This is a genomic window from Phaeobacter sp. JH20_29, assembly GCF_048056175.1.
Taxonomy (GTDB): domain Bacteria; phylum Pseudomonadota; class Alphaproteobacteria; order Rhodobacterales; family Rhodobacteraceae; genus Phaeobacter; species Phaeobacter bryozoorum.
The window spans coordinates 12,887-27,848 of sequence record NZ_JAYMWO010000016.1; the positions used below are offsets into that span (position 1 = coordinate 12,887).

The window sequence follows — 14,962 nt, forward strand, 5'->3', positions numbered from 1 at the left end:
AAAAGGAACCCCCCAGATGCGAAAACCAATTCTCGCAGTCATGCTTGCCGCCTTGGCGGGCCCCGTTGTGGCGCAGACTTCGCCGCAGGTCTCAAACGATCTCACAGTCGATATGTCGCCGCAACAATACCGGATCTGCAACAAACGTCCGGAGCGCCCGACCTGGATGGACGAAATCGACCCGCGGGACGCCTACAAGGCTCGAACCATGATGCGGCTCTATGAATTGCGTTCTTGGCAGGCGATCAAGTCATCAGGCGATTGTGGCTGTGAAATCCGCTTCCCACCATGGGATGCTGCCTCGGCGGAATATGAAGAACGTTTTGCGACAAGTACTCAGGCGGAACATACTCAAGCTCGGTTAGCCCTCAGGGACCAACAAAACCAGATCGCCCGTGAAGTGCAGGATATCTGCGAAGCGCAAGGGACCTGGTAGTGGGTGTCGTCAGTTGGATGGTTGGAACCGCAGACGCGTTCCTTGTCGATGCGGCCGAGTCCCAGTTCGGGGCTGTGGCAAGCAATGTCGGCGCGATCGTCCTGCTGATGGCCACTCTTTCGCTGATCGGCGTCTGCATTAATATGGCCTTCCAATTCCGCAGCATGGATGGGGCCAGCTTCTTTTGGTACCTGATCAAGCTGATGTTGATAGGGCTCTTCGCCTTCAACTGGGCCAACTTCAACGCGGTCGCGAATGCCATCATCGGCGGGCTCGACTATGTCGCTGGAGCCCTGATTTCCTCGGTCGGCGGCGGAGGGGCGGGGGCCACATACTTCGCGGCCGAGTTCGATGATCTCATTACAGAGTTCAGCCAATACTTGAACGCCATCGGCAGCAACCTGAACTGGATGACAGGTGCGATCTTGGGCGGCATAGGGCTCGTTCTGTTGAGCCTTCTTGGCTTCATGACCGGCATCGTACTCATTTTCGCCAAGATGATGCTGACACTCATGCTTGGCCTCGCTCCGATCATGATCGCTCTGTCGCTCTTCGATGCGACCAAAGACTTTTTCCATAGGTGGGTCTCGACGACGGTCAGCTATGCCTTCTACCCCATTGTCATCGCAGCCATGTTCTCGACCGTCGTCGGCATGGCGAATTCGCTTCTCGCCCAGATCGGCGATCCGAATTCGGCAACCAACATCGGATCGCTCGTGCCGTTCTTCGTCATGGTTTTTCTGGCCAAAGGATTTGTAGCAGCAACACCCCTGATCGTTCGCGGCATCTCGGGAAACCTAATGGTGGCGGCGGCACCGGCGATTGTCAGCGGGTCCGCAGGGGTACTGCGAGGGCTGGCTAACACATCTGGTGTCCAGGGCAGGGCGCGGATAGGGGCGCTCACGACGGGTGAGGCGATTGGACGTGGAACTGTACACGCTCCGGCTGCGGTAAAGAGCGCCGCGGCGACGGCGAGCGCGCAGGTGGTCAGAATGGCGGAACGGGCAAGACGTTTGCGAGAGTAGAAAGGAGAAAGCAGCCTTTCGCCGCACTGTGCATGAACTCACACAATGCGGACAAAGTGAGCTTTCGCTGCACGCGCTCCAATGGCCGCTTTGCAACAGCTGTTCGTCAGGCATTCGCAACTCGGGTAGAGACCTTCAACAGCTTTCGGAAACGGGAACACTCAAAATGGTCTACGACGGGACAGTTCGCGACATGACGCAGCATTTTGGCGAGATTGACCAATCGCTCGGCCTGCTCTTCTAGATCGCCTGCTTTGTCGACCAGCGCGTTGCGCGGAATCACTCGTGTCCCGGGTCGGCCCAATACCGACCCTATCTCGTCAAGTGTGAACCCTGCTGACTTGGCGAGACAGATCAGCGCCAGTTCCTCTAGGACTGCCGGCTCGTATTGGCGCCGTAGCCCGTTGCGGGCTACAGCCCCGATCAGCTTCTTTTTTTCGTAGTACCGCAGGCCGGACGCACTGACGCCGGACCGATCCGACACCTCGGCAATGTCCAGAAGTCTTTCCATTCAGACACCTATTGACTTAAACTTGACTTCAAGTTGTAGAGTGCCTGCTCCGCTTTTCAATGGAGTTGCTCGGATGAATGAAGTTTCCATTTCCGATAATAGAAACAAGCCGTTGGTGGTCCTGTCTGGTCCAGGTCTTTCAATTGTTGTGGCATCGCTCGGCACGAGCATGGTTGCCGTGACACTGCCGGAACTGTCGGAATACTTTCAAGGTCAGGACCTTAGCCCGACACTGGTGGTATCGGTCTACATCCTGGCAACCACCGCGCTCATCATCCCGGTGGGGCGGGCAGGCGATCTCTTCGGCAAGCGCACCGTGCTTTTCTGCAGCCTGTGCCTCTACATCCTAGGCGCATTCCTTGCCTTTGAAGCCCCAACATTGCCCATGCTGATAGCCGGCCGCTTCATTCAGGGCACAGGCGCTGCCGGAATGATGGCTATGCCCTTGGCAATGGTCCGCGATCTTGTGCCATCGGGACAGGTCGGAAGATGGATGGGAGCGATAGGAACGATGTCTGCCATCGGTACCGCCGCAGGCCCCGCAGTCGGTGGGGCTATCGTAGCCGCATTCGGCTGGCGCGCCGTTTACCTGATGCAGATACCGTTGGCCTTGGCCGCGCTGGCCCTCTGCCTGCTCTTTATTCAGAACCAGAAACCTGAGACCCGGCGCCAAGGCATCGACTTTCCCGGTGCAGGCGCCCTTGTCCTTTTCCTTATGGCCGTGACCTTTCTAGTATCTCATATGGCCAATGGCCTTGATGGCGCCACCGTACTGCTGGCAGCTATTGCATGTGGCGCTATCGTCGCGTTTTTCCTGATCGAGAAGCGGACCACCTCTCCAATCATCCCACTCGATCTTCTGCGCTCGGGGCACTTGCAGGTCAGCCTCGCCATGAATGGCATCGTCTCCCTCGTCATGATGGGTATACTGGTGGTGGGACCGTTCTTCCTGACCGGAGGGCTAGGGCTGACGACGGCCCAGATGGGTCTGACCATGTCAGTGGGCCCGATCTCATCGGCGCTCAGCGGCATTCCGGCCGGGCGACTGACAGAACGGATCGGAGCAGGTCGCGCGGTGCTTGTCGGCGCGTCGGCGATGGTCATAGCAACGGCAATGATGGCTGGCCTCCCCTACGTATTCGGGCTTGGCGGATTCATCCTCGCCTTCATGCTGCTTGCTCCAGGCTACCAGGTTTTCCTGGCCGCACTGAATACGTCGGTGATGGAACGGGCTTCGGAGCAGAACCGGGGCGTCACCTCGGGTGTCCTCAGCCTGAGCCGCAACTTTGGTTTCATCCTGGGCGCGGGTGCTGTCAGTGCCATCTTCTGGTCCTTTGTGCGGGCCGACATCGGTACCGTTGAAGGTGGCCAACAGACGGCCCTTGCCATGGCCGGAACATTTGCGTTCTGCTGCGCCCTGACCCTTGGGGTGGCGGTTCTGGCAAGCCGCTTGCACCGAGACCGAAACAACATTCCTCAATATGAAAACGGACATTCGTAGAGGTCGCAGCATCGGTCACAACGGGCTCGCAGTCAGATTTCGCGGCGCGCGGCGTCAACACAGGCTATTGATGTGGGGATGTCGGCACATCCGAAAAACCACCTATATCTCAGCTGCGTAGTCCGCTGGTCAAACGGCCGGTTCGAGAACGCCTCCATCGCCGGTGATGCTGCATTGGTATCGGGCGGCAGTGAGCCCAACCCGGTCATTGTGATTTTGTGCTGCGCGCGCTCGCAGCGTGAAAAATGCGGCGGGAGCGAAAACTGCCGTGCCGTCGCGCGGCGAGAGAACCGGTCATTGGTGCGGTCCGCAGCATGGTTCAAGTGTCGAATTTACGGGTCGCGGGACTCTTTGGACTTTCACCACAGCCGTACCAAAGTCCGCATTCCCAGATACTCTGCGCTCCATTTATCTCGGTATTGGCATTGCAACACGGAAAGCTTTGGAAAAAAACTCTCGCCTAATAGCCACGCCGATCATCAACGCGAGGCAGGGAAACAGTAGCCAGGCGGAGAACAGCCAAGGCAAAGAAGCAAACCCAAAATAATAGGCCCGAACGCCCCCTTGGAAATGACCGGACGCCAACGCACTCATCTCGGCAAGATGCGTACTTACGTATTCTGCTTCGATACTACCCCGTTCCGCTGGCTCCGGTGCAGCTCCGACCATCAGCAAGGTATTTGCGTGCAACCTCATGGCCCAACCAAACTTGAAGAACGCAACGACGGCCATGGCGAGGAGGGCACAGAGCTTCATGATGACAGTTTCCTCTGTGACGGTCTCGACATGGGGAAGTGCATTCAGCTTTTGAACAATGGTGCTGCTGGACCCAATAAGGGCGAGCAGACCACTGATCACAAAGACGGTTGTTGTGGCAAAGAAAGAAACATTTGCTATCAGCCCCCTTACGAGGCTGACATCGGTAATTCGTTCATCACGCCACATCATTTGGCGCGCCCAGATCTTTCGCCATTCCAACATCCGCGAGGAAATATTGGCGCCTAGAATGAACGCACTGATGGGCCCGTAGAGCGTAAAGCTGAAGCCAAGCGTCGCCAAAGCAACCAGATCTAACCAACCGACCTCCGCCAGAAAACTGTTCATTGCATTAGGTTTCCGCCGATACGGTGTCTGCCCAGTGGGCCATTATCTCGGTCGTTCCAAAGTTTGTTGACTTGTTTCGCTCAACAACCGACGGACAGGCAAAGTTATAAGGATACGTGGTACGCGGTGCAGCGGTTACACTTGGAAGCTTCAGTTTCAGAGCATCAAGGATTGAGTCTGGGAGCGTGTTGTCCGCGATTGTCGTTTCGGCAAGGCTGACGTCAATTCTTGGTTCATGCATTGCCGTGTCGGCGTCCATTCCATAGTCCAACAAGTAGGACGTTAGCTGGGCAACAGCGGGCATGATCTTGCGCCCGCCAGCAGCACCCAAACCAAACCGGGCTCCGTCCGCGCGCTCAAGCAGTGTCGGACACATATTTGCGAGGCAGCGTTTGCTTGCGCCTATTGAGTTTGGCTTTCCGGGTTCTGGATCGAACCACATGATCCCGTTGTTCATAAGTATGCCGCTTCCCGGCAACGTCATGCGCGAACCAAAGATCGAAAGAAGAGTCTGTGTGACAGCCACCATTGTTCCGTCTTCGTCCACCACATTGAAATGGGTTGTGCAGCTTGGGACAAGTTCATTCGCAACGTCACCCATTGTCGCGAAGCGCTCCTGGTTGGCTTGTCGGATGGCTCGATCAAAGGTGACAAGGTCTTCCGCTGTTGGCTTCGAACCTCCCGGGGTCCAGCCTTCGAGCAATTGGAGCACCCGCACCAAGGTTGGGCCCGCAGTCATCTCAGGTGTTCCGAATACGCGATGGCCTTTATAGTCGAATTCTGAAGCTGGGACGATCGTTGCTTCATAGTTTTGGAAATCCTCCAGCAGGTGACGTCCGCCTGCAGATTGCAGATCTTTCACGATGTTCCGCGCAATGTCTCCCCGATAAAAGGCCGCTGCCCCATGCGAAGCGATGGAGGCCAAAGTTGTTGCGAGTGCACTTTGATCGCACCGTGTCTGTCCAAGCGCCGTCCATGCAGACGCTTTCGGAAAGCCATCGTCATCCAAATAGGTTTTGCGGGATGCTGGGAACTTGGCCAGCCCCTTGGCGGCACCTGCTAGGATCAGCTGAGCATACCAATCGACCAACAGACCCTCTTCCGCTTCGATGACCGCAGGCGCGACAAGGTCGGCCCATGGCATTGATCCAAAAGCCTCATGGGCTTTGGCCATACCAGCCACTTGTCCGGGGATAGCGACTGATCTCGCACCAAAGACGTTGGCATCGTCCTTGACGACTGGCCAAGGAAAGAGATCGCCCGCCGTGCCGTCCATAACCGGATAGTCCTCGACCTTCAGCCCTGACGGTGCCCGCATACCAAAGTCGACCACCTGCGCGCCTTTGTCATTAGCTCGGCGGATGATCATATAGCCCCCGCCGCCAATTCCGCTCATCCATGGTTCGACCACGCCGAGCGCGAAGGACGTGGCGATCGCAGCGTCGATGGCATTTCCACCTTTTCGCAGAATCTCCGCGCCGATTTCCGAGGCGATGCGGTTTTGCGATGCAACAAGACCCTTCTCAGTTTTGATCGCAGGTTTGCGTACTTGCAAAGACTGACTTGCTGCGCGGCTCATGCTTTCGCCTCCTTACGATCCTTCAAAGTTCTGCGTGCAATGAACGCGATCGAAAGGACCGTCAGAACGAGAAACAGAATAGAGATTGGGGTTGAAATAAAGACAGACCAGTCACCCGAAGAGATCGTTAGTGCCTGCCTGACAGATTGCTCACCAATAGGTTCCAGCACAAAGCCGATCATCATAGGGGCGAGCGGGAAGGCAAGCTTGCGCATGCCGTATCCGAGAAAGCCGAACCCCAACATGATCCAGAGGTCCGTCGGACTGGAATTGAAGCCGAAAACACCTAGCAAACAAAGTATCGCGATGATCGGGTACAAGACGTATCGCGGGATCACAACAATGCGCGAGAAGAGCCTGATCGCAGCCAAACCGATCACAGGAAGCATTAATGCAGCAAGCAAAAGCGCAATGAAGATCGCATAAACGAGGTCGAGGTTTTCGGCAAAGAGCTGTGGCCCAGGGGCCAACCCGTGGATCAGGAAGGCACCAAGCAGAACGGCAGTTACAACATCGCCAGGAACACCCAAGGCCATAAGGGGGATCAAAGCTCCGCCAGCGGTCGCATTGTTTGCTGATTCAGCGGCTGCGACGCCGTCGAGCGATCCCTTCCCAAATTTTTCAGGAGTTTTAGAGGCACGCTTTGCTTCCGAATAGGACAGAAATGCCGAGGGTGTCGCACCAAGGCCCGGAATAGACCCCAGCACGATGCCGATAGCCGAACCACGCAGGATCGTAGGGAGTTTTTCGCGTATCTTTGCCCAACTCACTTTGGCTTTGGGCACGATGACCTTTGAGATCGAGGAGGCTGACGCTTCGGCTTGAATGAACAACTCTGAAACTGCGAAGAGGCCAATCAACATCGCCATGAGCGATATGCCGTTCAACATGGTGAGCTCGCCAAAGGTAAAGCGCGGTGTCGCCATCATCGGATCAAGACCAACTGTTCCAAAGATGAAGCCGACAGCAGCGGCGATTAGCCCTTTGATCATCGAGTCGCCTGAGACACCGGCAACAATCGTCAGCGAGAACAAGACCAGCATGGCGAATTCCGGTGGGCCAAACTTGGTGGCAAGCTGAGCGAGAAGAATAGCACCGAAGATGAGAGCTACAGTCGAGATCACATCGCCGATAACTGATGACCATAAGGCCATCCCCATGGCTTCGCCGCCACGGCCCTGTTTGGTCAAGGGATAACCGTCAAGGACCGTGGCGGCAGCCGCGGGAGTACCTGGTGTGTTGATGAGAATTGCGGGAATGCACCCGCTGAAAAGTGCGCCCTTATACGTTCCGAGGAGAAGCGCAAAGGCGGTGATAGGCTCAAATGCGTAGGTCAGCGGGATGATCAATGCGATGCCCATTGTCCCGGTCAGACCGGGAACTGCACCCATGAAGACGCCAAAGGCTACTCCGGCAAAGATTGCCACGAAGTTTTGGACCGACAGCAGCATGTCCAGGGCGGAGAAAAGTTCTGTTAGCATCGATGCACCTCAGACAAGTGGAAGGTTCAAACCGAGGCTGAACACGGCGTACAATGCGCCGGTAGCAACAGCTGCGGTAAGGATAATCATGAGCGGGTTCCGCGCGCCGAACAGGAACATCAGAACGGCGATGAGTGGCGGTGCAGCGTAGAAGTATCCGACCCACTGAAAGAGTAGAATAAACCCAGCCATTGCGGCAGCGATCAGCAGCGCGACGAATGTTGTTCCCGATGGGTCGGTTTGATCTTCCGCGTCGCTAGCGGTTTCTTCCGAGGCGCGTGTCACCACTGTGATAAAAATCAACGCCGCCCCACCAATCCCTATGAGAATTGTGCCAAGCCTCGGAAAGAACTGGGGCGACATAGCGCCGCTTTCGTTTCCTTCTACGAAATTCGGTATCAGGTAAAAATAGAGGACTGCTGATGCGCCAACCAGCACTAGTCCTGAGATTATGTCTGAAGTTGTTCGAGCCATGTCCCACCTCCCATGGAAAAAGAAGACCCGCCGCCAAATGCAGCGGGTCCTCAGACTGTCACGTTGCTATTTGCCAAGTCCGGCGGCGCGAATGATCTCGCCCTGGATCTCGTAGTTTTCGCGGACATTCTGCTCGAAATCGGCGCTGTTCCGATAGGTCATCTTCATCGCCAGTTTGTCGATGATGGCTTGCAGTTCCTCGCTCTGAGTTGCTTTTTGAATTGCCGCATCGAGTTTAGCGACCACATCTTCCGGCACGCCATCTGCAGCCGCGATTCCCAGGATTGATGGTGCTGCGATATCATAACCAAGGTCTTTCAAAGTTGGCACGTCCGGAAACTGGTCCATGCGCGAATCTGTGATGATGGCAAGCAATTTGAAATCGCCAGATTGTACTTGGGGGAGCCATTCGGTTGCCCCGGCCATCACGTCGACGTGATTTCCAAGCAACGCTGTCACTGACGCCGCTCCGCCTTTGAAAGGAACTGCCTTCCAGTCCAGCCCTTCTTCCGAAGCGAGGCGCTCCATTGTCAGGTGCTGAGGAGTGCCGGTGCCCGCGATCGCATAGCTGATTTCGCCAGGATTTTCCTTCGCGAAGGCAACCAATTCTTCAAAGGTCTGATACGGCGCATCCGCAGGCACCACGATACCGAGGTTCCAAGCCCCATACTGTGCGATGAAGGTGAAGTCCGAAAGAGTATCGTAGGGCAGATCCTGACGGTGCGGGGAAAGAACAGCCGCCCCTGTCGTGAAGGTAAACACGTTGTAGCCGTCCGGACGCTGCGCGGCTGCAAGGCCTGCTGCAACTGAACCGCCGCCACCGGGCTTGTTGATCACTGTCACCGAAGTGCCGAGTTCTTCTTCGAGCAAGGTTGCCAGAACGCGCGCTGTAGAGTCGGTCGTCCCCCCTGCACCATAGCCAACTGTTAGATTGATATTCTTCGATGGCCAATCATCTGCAAACGCTGGCGCAGACAGCGCAAGCAAGCCCAGGGCCGCGGATTTCAACAAGTTCTTCATAGGGTCCTCCTATTTTATCGAATATCGATTTTTATGTTCGATATAAAATTTAAAAAACATTTTTACCTACAGTCAACCGAATTTTCCGAATGCATGATTGCGAAAACCGACTGTTCCATGATCTACTCGAGCGTAAGTTAGGAGATCATACCCAATGAGTTCGAACGCGCTGCAGAAAGCCCTCGAAGTTCTTGAAGCATTCCAGAAATCCCCGGATTCTCTGTCAGTTAAGGACGTCGCGGCACTCAATCACGAAACGCAGAGTTCGGTGCAGAGAAGTATCTATACCCTTGAAACATTAGGGTATCTTGAACGAGAAGAAGCCGGAAAGAGGTACGTTCCGGGGCGCGCCTGTCTGCGACCAGTCTATGGATACCTACGCAACAACCGATTTCTTGAGACAGCTACGCCATATCTGATTGATCTGTCCGAACGGTTCGCCACGAGAGCGGACTTGACCGTCCTGGATGGCACAGAAATCGTCTACCTTTCGCGCATTCCAAGCCGAGACGAATTGCTGAACCTCTCTCCCCTCGGCCGACGATGGCCCGCAATTCAAACCGCGTCGGGGAGAGCGATTCTTGCCGCTATGGACGACGAAGAGCGGGAGAAGGTGATCGCTTGCTCCAAGATCCGCCAGATCACCCCACGCTCGTTGACCACCAAGGAACAAATTTACACAGCCATCAATAAAACCCGTGAAGTCGGATACGCTTATCAGAGCGAAGAAGTCCTAATGGGGGCTGCATCCGTAGGTGCCGCCGTTGTTGGGTCGAAGGGCAAAGTGCAGGGTGCAATCATTGTTGGGGGACCAACAGAAACCTTCAACGACCCGGACAAAAGGCACGCCCTCGGAAACGCGGTCAAACAAGCAGCGCAAGCTATTGGAGCCTATGTTTGATGCAAAAGCAGCAGATGAAACCAAACCCAAAGGAAGATCCTAGGTTTCTTAGTTCGGTCGAACGCGGATTTCAGGTATTGGACGCCTTGTCAGAGAGCACGGGACCAATGTCTCTTACCGAAATCTCTAAGAATACTGGCCTCACAGTTCCTACTCTGCAGCGACTGACTGCTACACTTGTCAAAGCAGGATACCTTGAGAAAGAAGCGAACTCCAAACGGTACGGAACGACGGTCAAGACAGTGGATCTGCTCTTCAGCTATCTTTCTCGAAACCAATTCGCCAAACGGGCATGGCCACATTTGGTGAAGCTGCGGGAAGACCTTGGACTGGACGTTTCGCTTTCCGTTCCAGCCGGTGACACAATGATTTACGTTCATCGCCTTCCTGGATACTCGGGTAACTTTGAAAACACCCTTCCTGGGCGGAAAGTCCCCATTCATCTGTCGGCTAGCGGCCGTTGCATAATGTCTTTGCAAGATGATGAACAAGTACGCCTGCTCTTGAACGTGACGAACCTGACTGCGGTTACTCCCTGGTCAAAGACCAACCCCGAAGAAATCTTGGTAGAGATTTCCAAGTGCCGGGAATTGGGTTTTGCGGTTGTGAAGCAAGAAACGTCAGCGGGAACAATTACGTTGGCAAGTCCGGTAACTAAAGGGTCGGATGCAATCGCTGGTGTTTCCGTACATTCACCTATCGCTGGCCAGGATGAGAGTGAATTCATCGCCAAAACGCTGCAGTCAGTCGTGGCTGTGTCGAGAGCGCTCAGCATGTAGCTGGCATAGAATAGCCGGGATGTGCAGGAAGGGCGGGCGGGGTCCGGCCCTCAGACCTCTTGCCGCAAGATGGGCCACCTAGGCTTGACCGCTTTTCAAAATCAAAGCTAGGCCGACATTCGTCCAGTCCGCAGCATTAGTCAGATAGGGCTCTTCGCTGCCGAATGCCCATGCAGAAAATCCCAACTTGCTGCCGGAACGAAACCAGCCACCCACAAATTCCAGCAAGTCGTTGATCCTGTGTCGTTTCATACAATGCGCGGTCATTGGCATTTCAAGAGCAGTGGTTCGCGCCGAAAGCCGCGAATTCGGGCAGCGAGCCCGACCCGGCCATTTTGTTTTTATGCTGCGTGCGCTCGCAGCGGGAGAAATGCGGCATGAGTGAAAAACTTCATGCTGTCGCGCAGCAGAACAAACGGCCATTCGTGCAGGTGGCAGCATCGATCAAGCGGCGAACTTACAGGTCGCGGGACTGGGCCGACATTGCCCATCCGAGTGTTTGCTGACGCAGCATATGCTCGCGGGTGCGGCACGCTCATCGTTGTGTTACAGCCTATGCCGCCACACCGGACATTCAAAGCAAGCCTGCGGCGTGAAATTCAAACCATCCCTGCGCTACATCCGGTTTCGCCGATCGAGGTGCGCAACTGGCGGTCTAACCGAGGCGAATAAGGTCCGCGGCCTTTTCGGCGATCATGATCGTCGGAGAGTTAGTGTTACCTGACGTGATAGCGGGCATCACGGAAGCATCGACCACGCGAAGCCCCTCAACACCATTCACACGCAATTCGGGGTCTACAACAGCTTCTTCCCCTGGACCCATGTGGCAGGTGCTCACCGGATGGAAAATGGTTGTGCCGATATCCCCCGCTACTTTGGCCAGATCAATATCGGATTGATAGGCACTTCCCGGCTTGATTTCGGATGGGGAATACTTGTTCATGGCGGTCTGCCCGGCTATTTCGCGCGCCAGACGAATGGCGCGAACCGCCACCTGGCGGTCCCCTTCGGTGCTGAGGTAATTGGGGTCGATCGTAGGATGGCTTTTGGGATCACGGGATGAGATGTGAACAGAGCCACGACTTTGCGGCCTCAACGGCACAACGCTGGCGGTAAATGCCGGGAACGGATGCAGCGGGTCGCCGAATTTCTCAAGCGACAGGGGCTGAACGTGGAATTCAAGATCGGCGGTTTCAACCTCGGGGCCGGACTTGGCGAAGATACCAAGCTGGCTGGGCGCCATGGACATCGGACCCGAGCGCTTGAGGGCATACTCCAGCGCAATCCCCATACGGCCCAGCAGCGACCCCGCGCGCTGGTTCAGCGTCTTTACGCCTTCAACACGGAATGCGGTGCGCAATTGCAGGTGATCCTGCAGGTTTTCCCCAACAGCATCGCAGTGATGAAGAACATCTATGCCGTGTTCGCGCATATGACCCGGGTTGCCGATACCGGACAGTTCCAACAATTGCGGAGACCCGATAGCACCCGCTGACAGGATCACTTCGCCTTTGGTCTGATAGAGAACGCGCTTTCCTTTCGCGTCCGCCTCGACACCGCAGGCGCGCTTGCCGTCGAACAGGACCCGATGCACCTGGGCGTTGGTCACGATCTTCAGATTGGCCCGGCTTTTCACAGGCCGCAGGAACCCTTTCGAGGTATTCCAGCGCCAGCCTTTCTTCTGGTTCACGCGGAAATAGGCAGAGCCCGCGTTGTCGCCGCGATTGAAGTCCTCCACTTTTGCGATGCCTGCCTGCTCGGCCGCATCCCGGTAAGCGTCGAGAATTTCCCAGGTCAGGCGCTGTTCCTCGACCCGCCATTCGCCGCCCGCGCCATGCATGTCATCAGCACCCGCGTAGTAGTCTTCGGACTTTTTGAAATAGGGCAGAACATCATCCCAACCCCAGCCGGTATTCCCCATCTGGCGCCAGTTGTCGTAGTCCTGAGACTGACCGCGCATATAGATCATGCCGTTGATCGAAGAGCACCCGCCCAGAACGCGGCCACGCGGATAACTCAGGGCGCGTCCATTCAGACCGGCCTGCTCATTCGTCTGGAAACCCCAATCCGTTCTGGGATTGCCCATGCAGTAAAGATACCCAACGGGGATATGGATCCAGATGTAATTGTCCTTGCCGCCCGCTTCTAGCAGGAGCACGCGGGTTTTTGGGTTTTCTGACAACCGATTGGCCAACACGCATCCGGCAGAACCACCCCCAACGATGATATAGTCAAAATCTCCGGTTTCCTGGGTCATTGCATCGCCTTTCATGCGGCAGGTTGCCGGCGTAAAGAGTTGTTGAGGATGGTTTCGGCAGTGTTGTTCGTCCATCGCGGCATATGGTCCTTATCGACAAGAACCGCACGCACACCCTCTGCCAGATCGGGGTGCCGTATTGCCCGGCGCATCGCCTCGTATTCCTGGGTCAGGCACCACTTCAGAGACTGTTCGGCTCCGTTTTTCAGCAGTGTCATCGTCTCAAGAAGGCTTCGCGCGGATGCCTTTCCGAGCGCTTTCAAAGCGGCTTTTGTTTCGGCCCCCTGATACCGCTTGAGACATTCGGTTATGCTGCACAGGGTCGGCTGATCAAAACACGATGTGGCACCTGCCAGCATCAGAATGCTGGGTTGATACCCAAGTGATGCGCAGTGAAAAGATAACAAGTTTTCGACGGGACGATCCGAATGGCACAATTCATCGAACAATACCGGTAGCGATTCGCACACAGTCATATGGGTCGAAATCCCCAACCCATGCGCATCGAAGCCACGCACCCTGGCACCGGTCAGCCCCATCCAGTACCCCGCGTGGTGTGGCATGCGCGGCAGAAAATAGCTGCCACCGACATCAGGGAAAAAGCCAATTGCTGTTTCGGGCATTGCGAATGTCGCGCGTTCGGTTGCGATACGGTGGCTGCCTTGCATCGCCAATCCCATTCCACCACCCATACAGACCCCATCAATCAATGGGATGAATGGTTTGGAAGTGCCGGCAATCCGCTCGATCAGCGCGTATTCCTCTTTGAAGAACTGTTCGGCCTCTTCGAAGTTTTCCGCAACACTCAAGTCACGAATGCGCCGCATATCTCCGCCAGCGCAAAAGGCCTGTTCGTTGTCGGACCGCAACACCACAAGCCTGACGCTATCGTCTGCCTCAAACACGTCCAGAGCATCCGAGATGCCGCGGATCATCTCCAGGTTCAACGCATTCATTGCTTTGGGTCGATCAAGACCGATGATGCCTGCGCGACCACGTTTTTCCGTCGTGACGAAAGTCATATCATTCTCCGCCAAAATCAGCGATTGCGGAAAACCGGGGCGCGTTTGGCGATGAAGGCTGCCATGCCCTCTTTCTGCCCTTCGGTCGCAAAGGCGGCCTGAAACAGGCGACGTTCATGCAGGACGCCTTCGGACAGGGCGGTTTCAAAGGCCCGGTTCACGGCTTCCTTTGCCATGGCGACCGCCGGAGCGTTCAGCCCGGCAATCTGATGTGCCGCCTCCAGCGCGGTCTGCAACAGCTCTTCGGTCGGAACAACGCGCGCGACGACGCCGGCGCTTTTCGCCTCTTGCGCATCAATGGTGCGGCCGGTCAGGATCAGGTCCATGGCCAGCGATTTGCCGATGGATTTCGTCAGCCGCTGCGAGCCGCCGATGCCGGGGAGAATCCCCAGTTTGATTTCGGGCATGCCGAATTGCGCGTCCTCAGAGGCAATGATCGTGTCGCATAGCAGTGCCAGTTCGAACCCGCCCCCCAGGGCGAATCCGCTGACCGCAGCAATGACAGGCTTTTTGATGAACCGCATCTGATCCCACTCGGCAAAGATGTCATCGCCCAGCAGATCAACCAGCGTCTTTTCGGCCATCTCTTCGATATCCGCACCGGCGGCAAAGGCGCGCGGGCTTCCGGTAATGACAACCGCGCCAATCCGGTCATCTGCATCAAATTCCTTGAGCGTTGCCATGACTTCAGATGCCAGTTTGAGGTTCAGCGCATTCAACGACTTGGGGCGATTGAGGGTGATCAGCCCGACACGTTCGCGGCGCTCGACGATGATCTCTTCGAGAATGGTGCGCGCTGGTTTATCCTTCGCCGCGTCTTTGGATTTCACCGGCGCGGCAGTGTTCTTTTCTTTGGCTGTCATGAAAACTCT

At 56.0% G+C, this 14,962-nt stretch carries 16 protein-coding genes; 6 read left to right on the top strand and 10 right to left on the bottom strand.

Going from position 1 to position 14,962, the window contains the following annotated elements:
* Positions 1-16: 16 nt before the first annotated feature.
* Both VWZ85_RS14180 and VWZ85_RS14185 read left to right on the top strand, forming a co-directional pair.
* Complete coding sequence (locus tag VWZ85_RS14180) at positions 17-436, top strand: hypothetical protein (RefSeq protein ID WP_416535624.1); 420 nt, start codon at positions 17-19, stop codon at positions 434-436.
* Positions 436-1,461, top strand: a complete 1,026-nt coding sequence (locus tag VWZ85_RS14185) for a type IV secretion system protein (RefSeq protein WP_416535625.1) — start codon at positions 436-438, stop codon at positions 1,459-1,461. Before VWZ85_RS14180 ends, VWZ85_RS14185 begins: the two co-directional genes overlap by 1 nt.
* 106 nt (positions 1,462-1,567) lie before the next feature.
* On the opposite strand, the gene VWZ85_RS14190 is transcribed toward VWZ85_RS14185, so the two are convergent.
* Positions 1,568-1,972 (bottom strand): helix-turn-helix domain-containing protein, encoded by a 405-nt coding sequence (locus VWZ85_RS14190; protein WP_416534143.1) that lies wholly within the window; start codon positions 1,970-1,972, stop codon positions 1,568-1,570.
* Between the two features lie 40 nt (positions 1,973-2,012).
* On the opposite strand from VWZ85_RS14190, the gene VWZ85_RS14195 reads away from it, so the two are divergent.
* Positions 2,013-3,473: an MFS transporter gene (locus VWZ85_RS14195; protein ID WP_416536904.1), complete on the top strand. Its 1,461-nt coding sequence runs from the start codon at positions 2,013-2,015 to the stop codon at positions 3,471-3,473.
* 408 nt (positions 3,474-3,881) lie between these two features.
* Here the strand turns inward: VWZ85_RS14195 and VWZ85_RS14200 are convergent, their stop codons facing one another.
* The 5 genes from VWZ85_RS14200 to VWZ85_RS14220 all read right to left on the bottom strand — a co-directional run bounded on the left by VWZ85_RS14200 (position 3,882) and on the right by VWZ85_RS14220 (position 9,131).
* Complete coding sequence (locus tag VWZ85_RS14200; RefSeq protein WP_416535627.1) at positions 3,882-4,577, bottom strand: DUF599 domain-containing protein; 696 nt, start codon at positions 4,575-4,577, stop codon at positions 3,882-3,884.
* Positions 4,578-4,581: 4 nt separating this feature from the next.
* A complete protein-coding gene (locus VWZ85_RS14205) occupies positions 4,582-6,156 on the bottom strand; it encodes a gamma-glutamyltransferase (RefSeq protein ID WP_416535628.1) in 1,575 nt (524 codons plus the stop codon).
* Positions 6,153-7,637, bottom strand: coding sequence for a tripartite tricarboxylate transporter permease (locus VWZ85_RS14210; RefSeq protein ID WP_416535629.1), 1,485 nt, complete (start codon positions 7,635-7,637; stop codon positions 6,153-6,155). The genes VWZ85_RS14205 and VWZ85_RS14210 overlap by 4 nt, the downstream gene beginning before the upstream one ends.
* Before the next feature lie 9 nt (positions 7,638-7,646).
* Complete coding sequence (locus tag VWZ85_RS14215; protein ID WP_416535630.1) at positions 7,647-8,111, bottom strand: tripartite tricarboxylate transporter TctB family protein; 465 nt, start codon at positions 8,109-8,111, stop codon at positions 7,647-7,649.
* A gap of 66 nt (positions 8,112-8,177) precedes the next feature.
* On the bottom strand, positions 8,178-9,131 hold the full coding sequence (locus tag VWZ85_RS14220) for a tripartite tricarboxylate transporter substrate binding protein (RefSeq protein WP_416535631.1): 954 nt from the start codon (positions 9,129-9,131) through the stop codon (positions 8,178-8,180).
* Between the two features lie 154 nt (positions 9,132-9,285).
* On the opposite strand from VWZ85_RS14220, the gene VWZ85_RS14225 reads away from it, so the two are divergent.
* Positions 9,286-10,032: an IclR family transcriptional regulator gene (locus VWZ85_RS14225; protein WP_416535632.1), complete on the top strand. Its 747-nt coding sequence runs from the start codon at positions 9,286-9,288 to the stop codon at positions 10,030-10,032.
* Positions 10,032-10,811 carry an IclR family transcriptional regulator gene (locus tag VWZ85_RS14230; RefSeq protein ID WP_416535633.1) on the top strand — a complete coding sequence of 260 codons (780 nt, stop codon included), beginning with the start codon at positions 10,032-10,034 and terminating at the stop codon, positions 10,809-10,811. The genes VWZ85_RS14225 and VWZ85_RS14230 overlap by 1 nt, the downstream gene beginning before the upstream one ends.
* 78 nt (positions 10,812-10,889) lie before the next feature.
* Here the strand turns inward: VWZ85_RS14230 and VWZ85_RS14235 are convergent, their stop codons facing one another.
* Entirely contained in the window at positions 10,890-11,039 is a 150-nt protein-coding gene (locus VWZ85_RS14235; protein ID WP_416535634.1) for a hypothetical protein, read from the bottom strand.
* A gap of 38 nt (positions 11,040-11,077) precedes the next feature.
* Between VWZ85_RS14235 and VWZ85_RS14240 the strand changes: the two genes are divergently transcribed.
* Positions 11,078-11,317 (top strand): hypothetical protein, encoded by a 240-nt coding sequence (locus tag VWZ85_RS14240; protein WP_416535635.1) that lies wholly within the window; start codon positions 11,078-11,080, stop codon positions 11,315-11,317.
* Positions 11,318-11,466: 149 nt separating this feature from the next.
* Here the strand turns inward: VWZ85_RS14240 and VWZ85_RS14245 are convergent, their stop codons facing one another.
* From VWZ85_RS14245 to VWZ85_RS14255, 3 genes are read right to left on the bottom strand one after another with little or no spacing between them, the layout of a single operon-like run.
* Complete coding sequence (locus VWZ85_RS14245; RefSeq protein ID WP_416535686.1) at positions 11,467-13,068, bottom strand: GMC family oxidoreductase; 1,602 nt, start codon at positions 13,066-13,068, stop codon at positions 11,467-11,469.
* A gap of 11 nt (positions 13,069-13,079) precedes the next feature.
* Entirely contained in the window at positions 13,080-14,090 is a 1,011-nt protein-coding gene (locus tag VWZ85_RS14250) for an enoyl-CoA hydratase/isomerase family protein (protein WP_416535636.1), read from the bottom strand.
* A 17-nt stretch (positions 14,091-14,107) separates the two neighbouring features.
* On the bottom strand, positions 14,108-14,953 hold the full coding sequence (locus VWZ85_RS14255) for an enoyl-CoA hydratase-related protein (protein WP_416535637.1): 846 nt from the start codon (positions 14,951-14,953) through the stop codon (positions 14,108-14,110).
* Between the last annotated feature and the right edge of the window lie 9 nt (positions 14,954-14,962).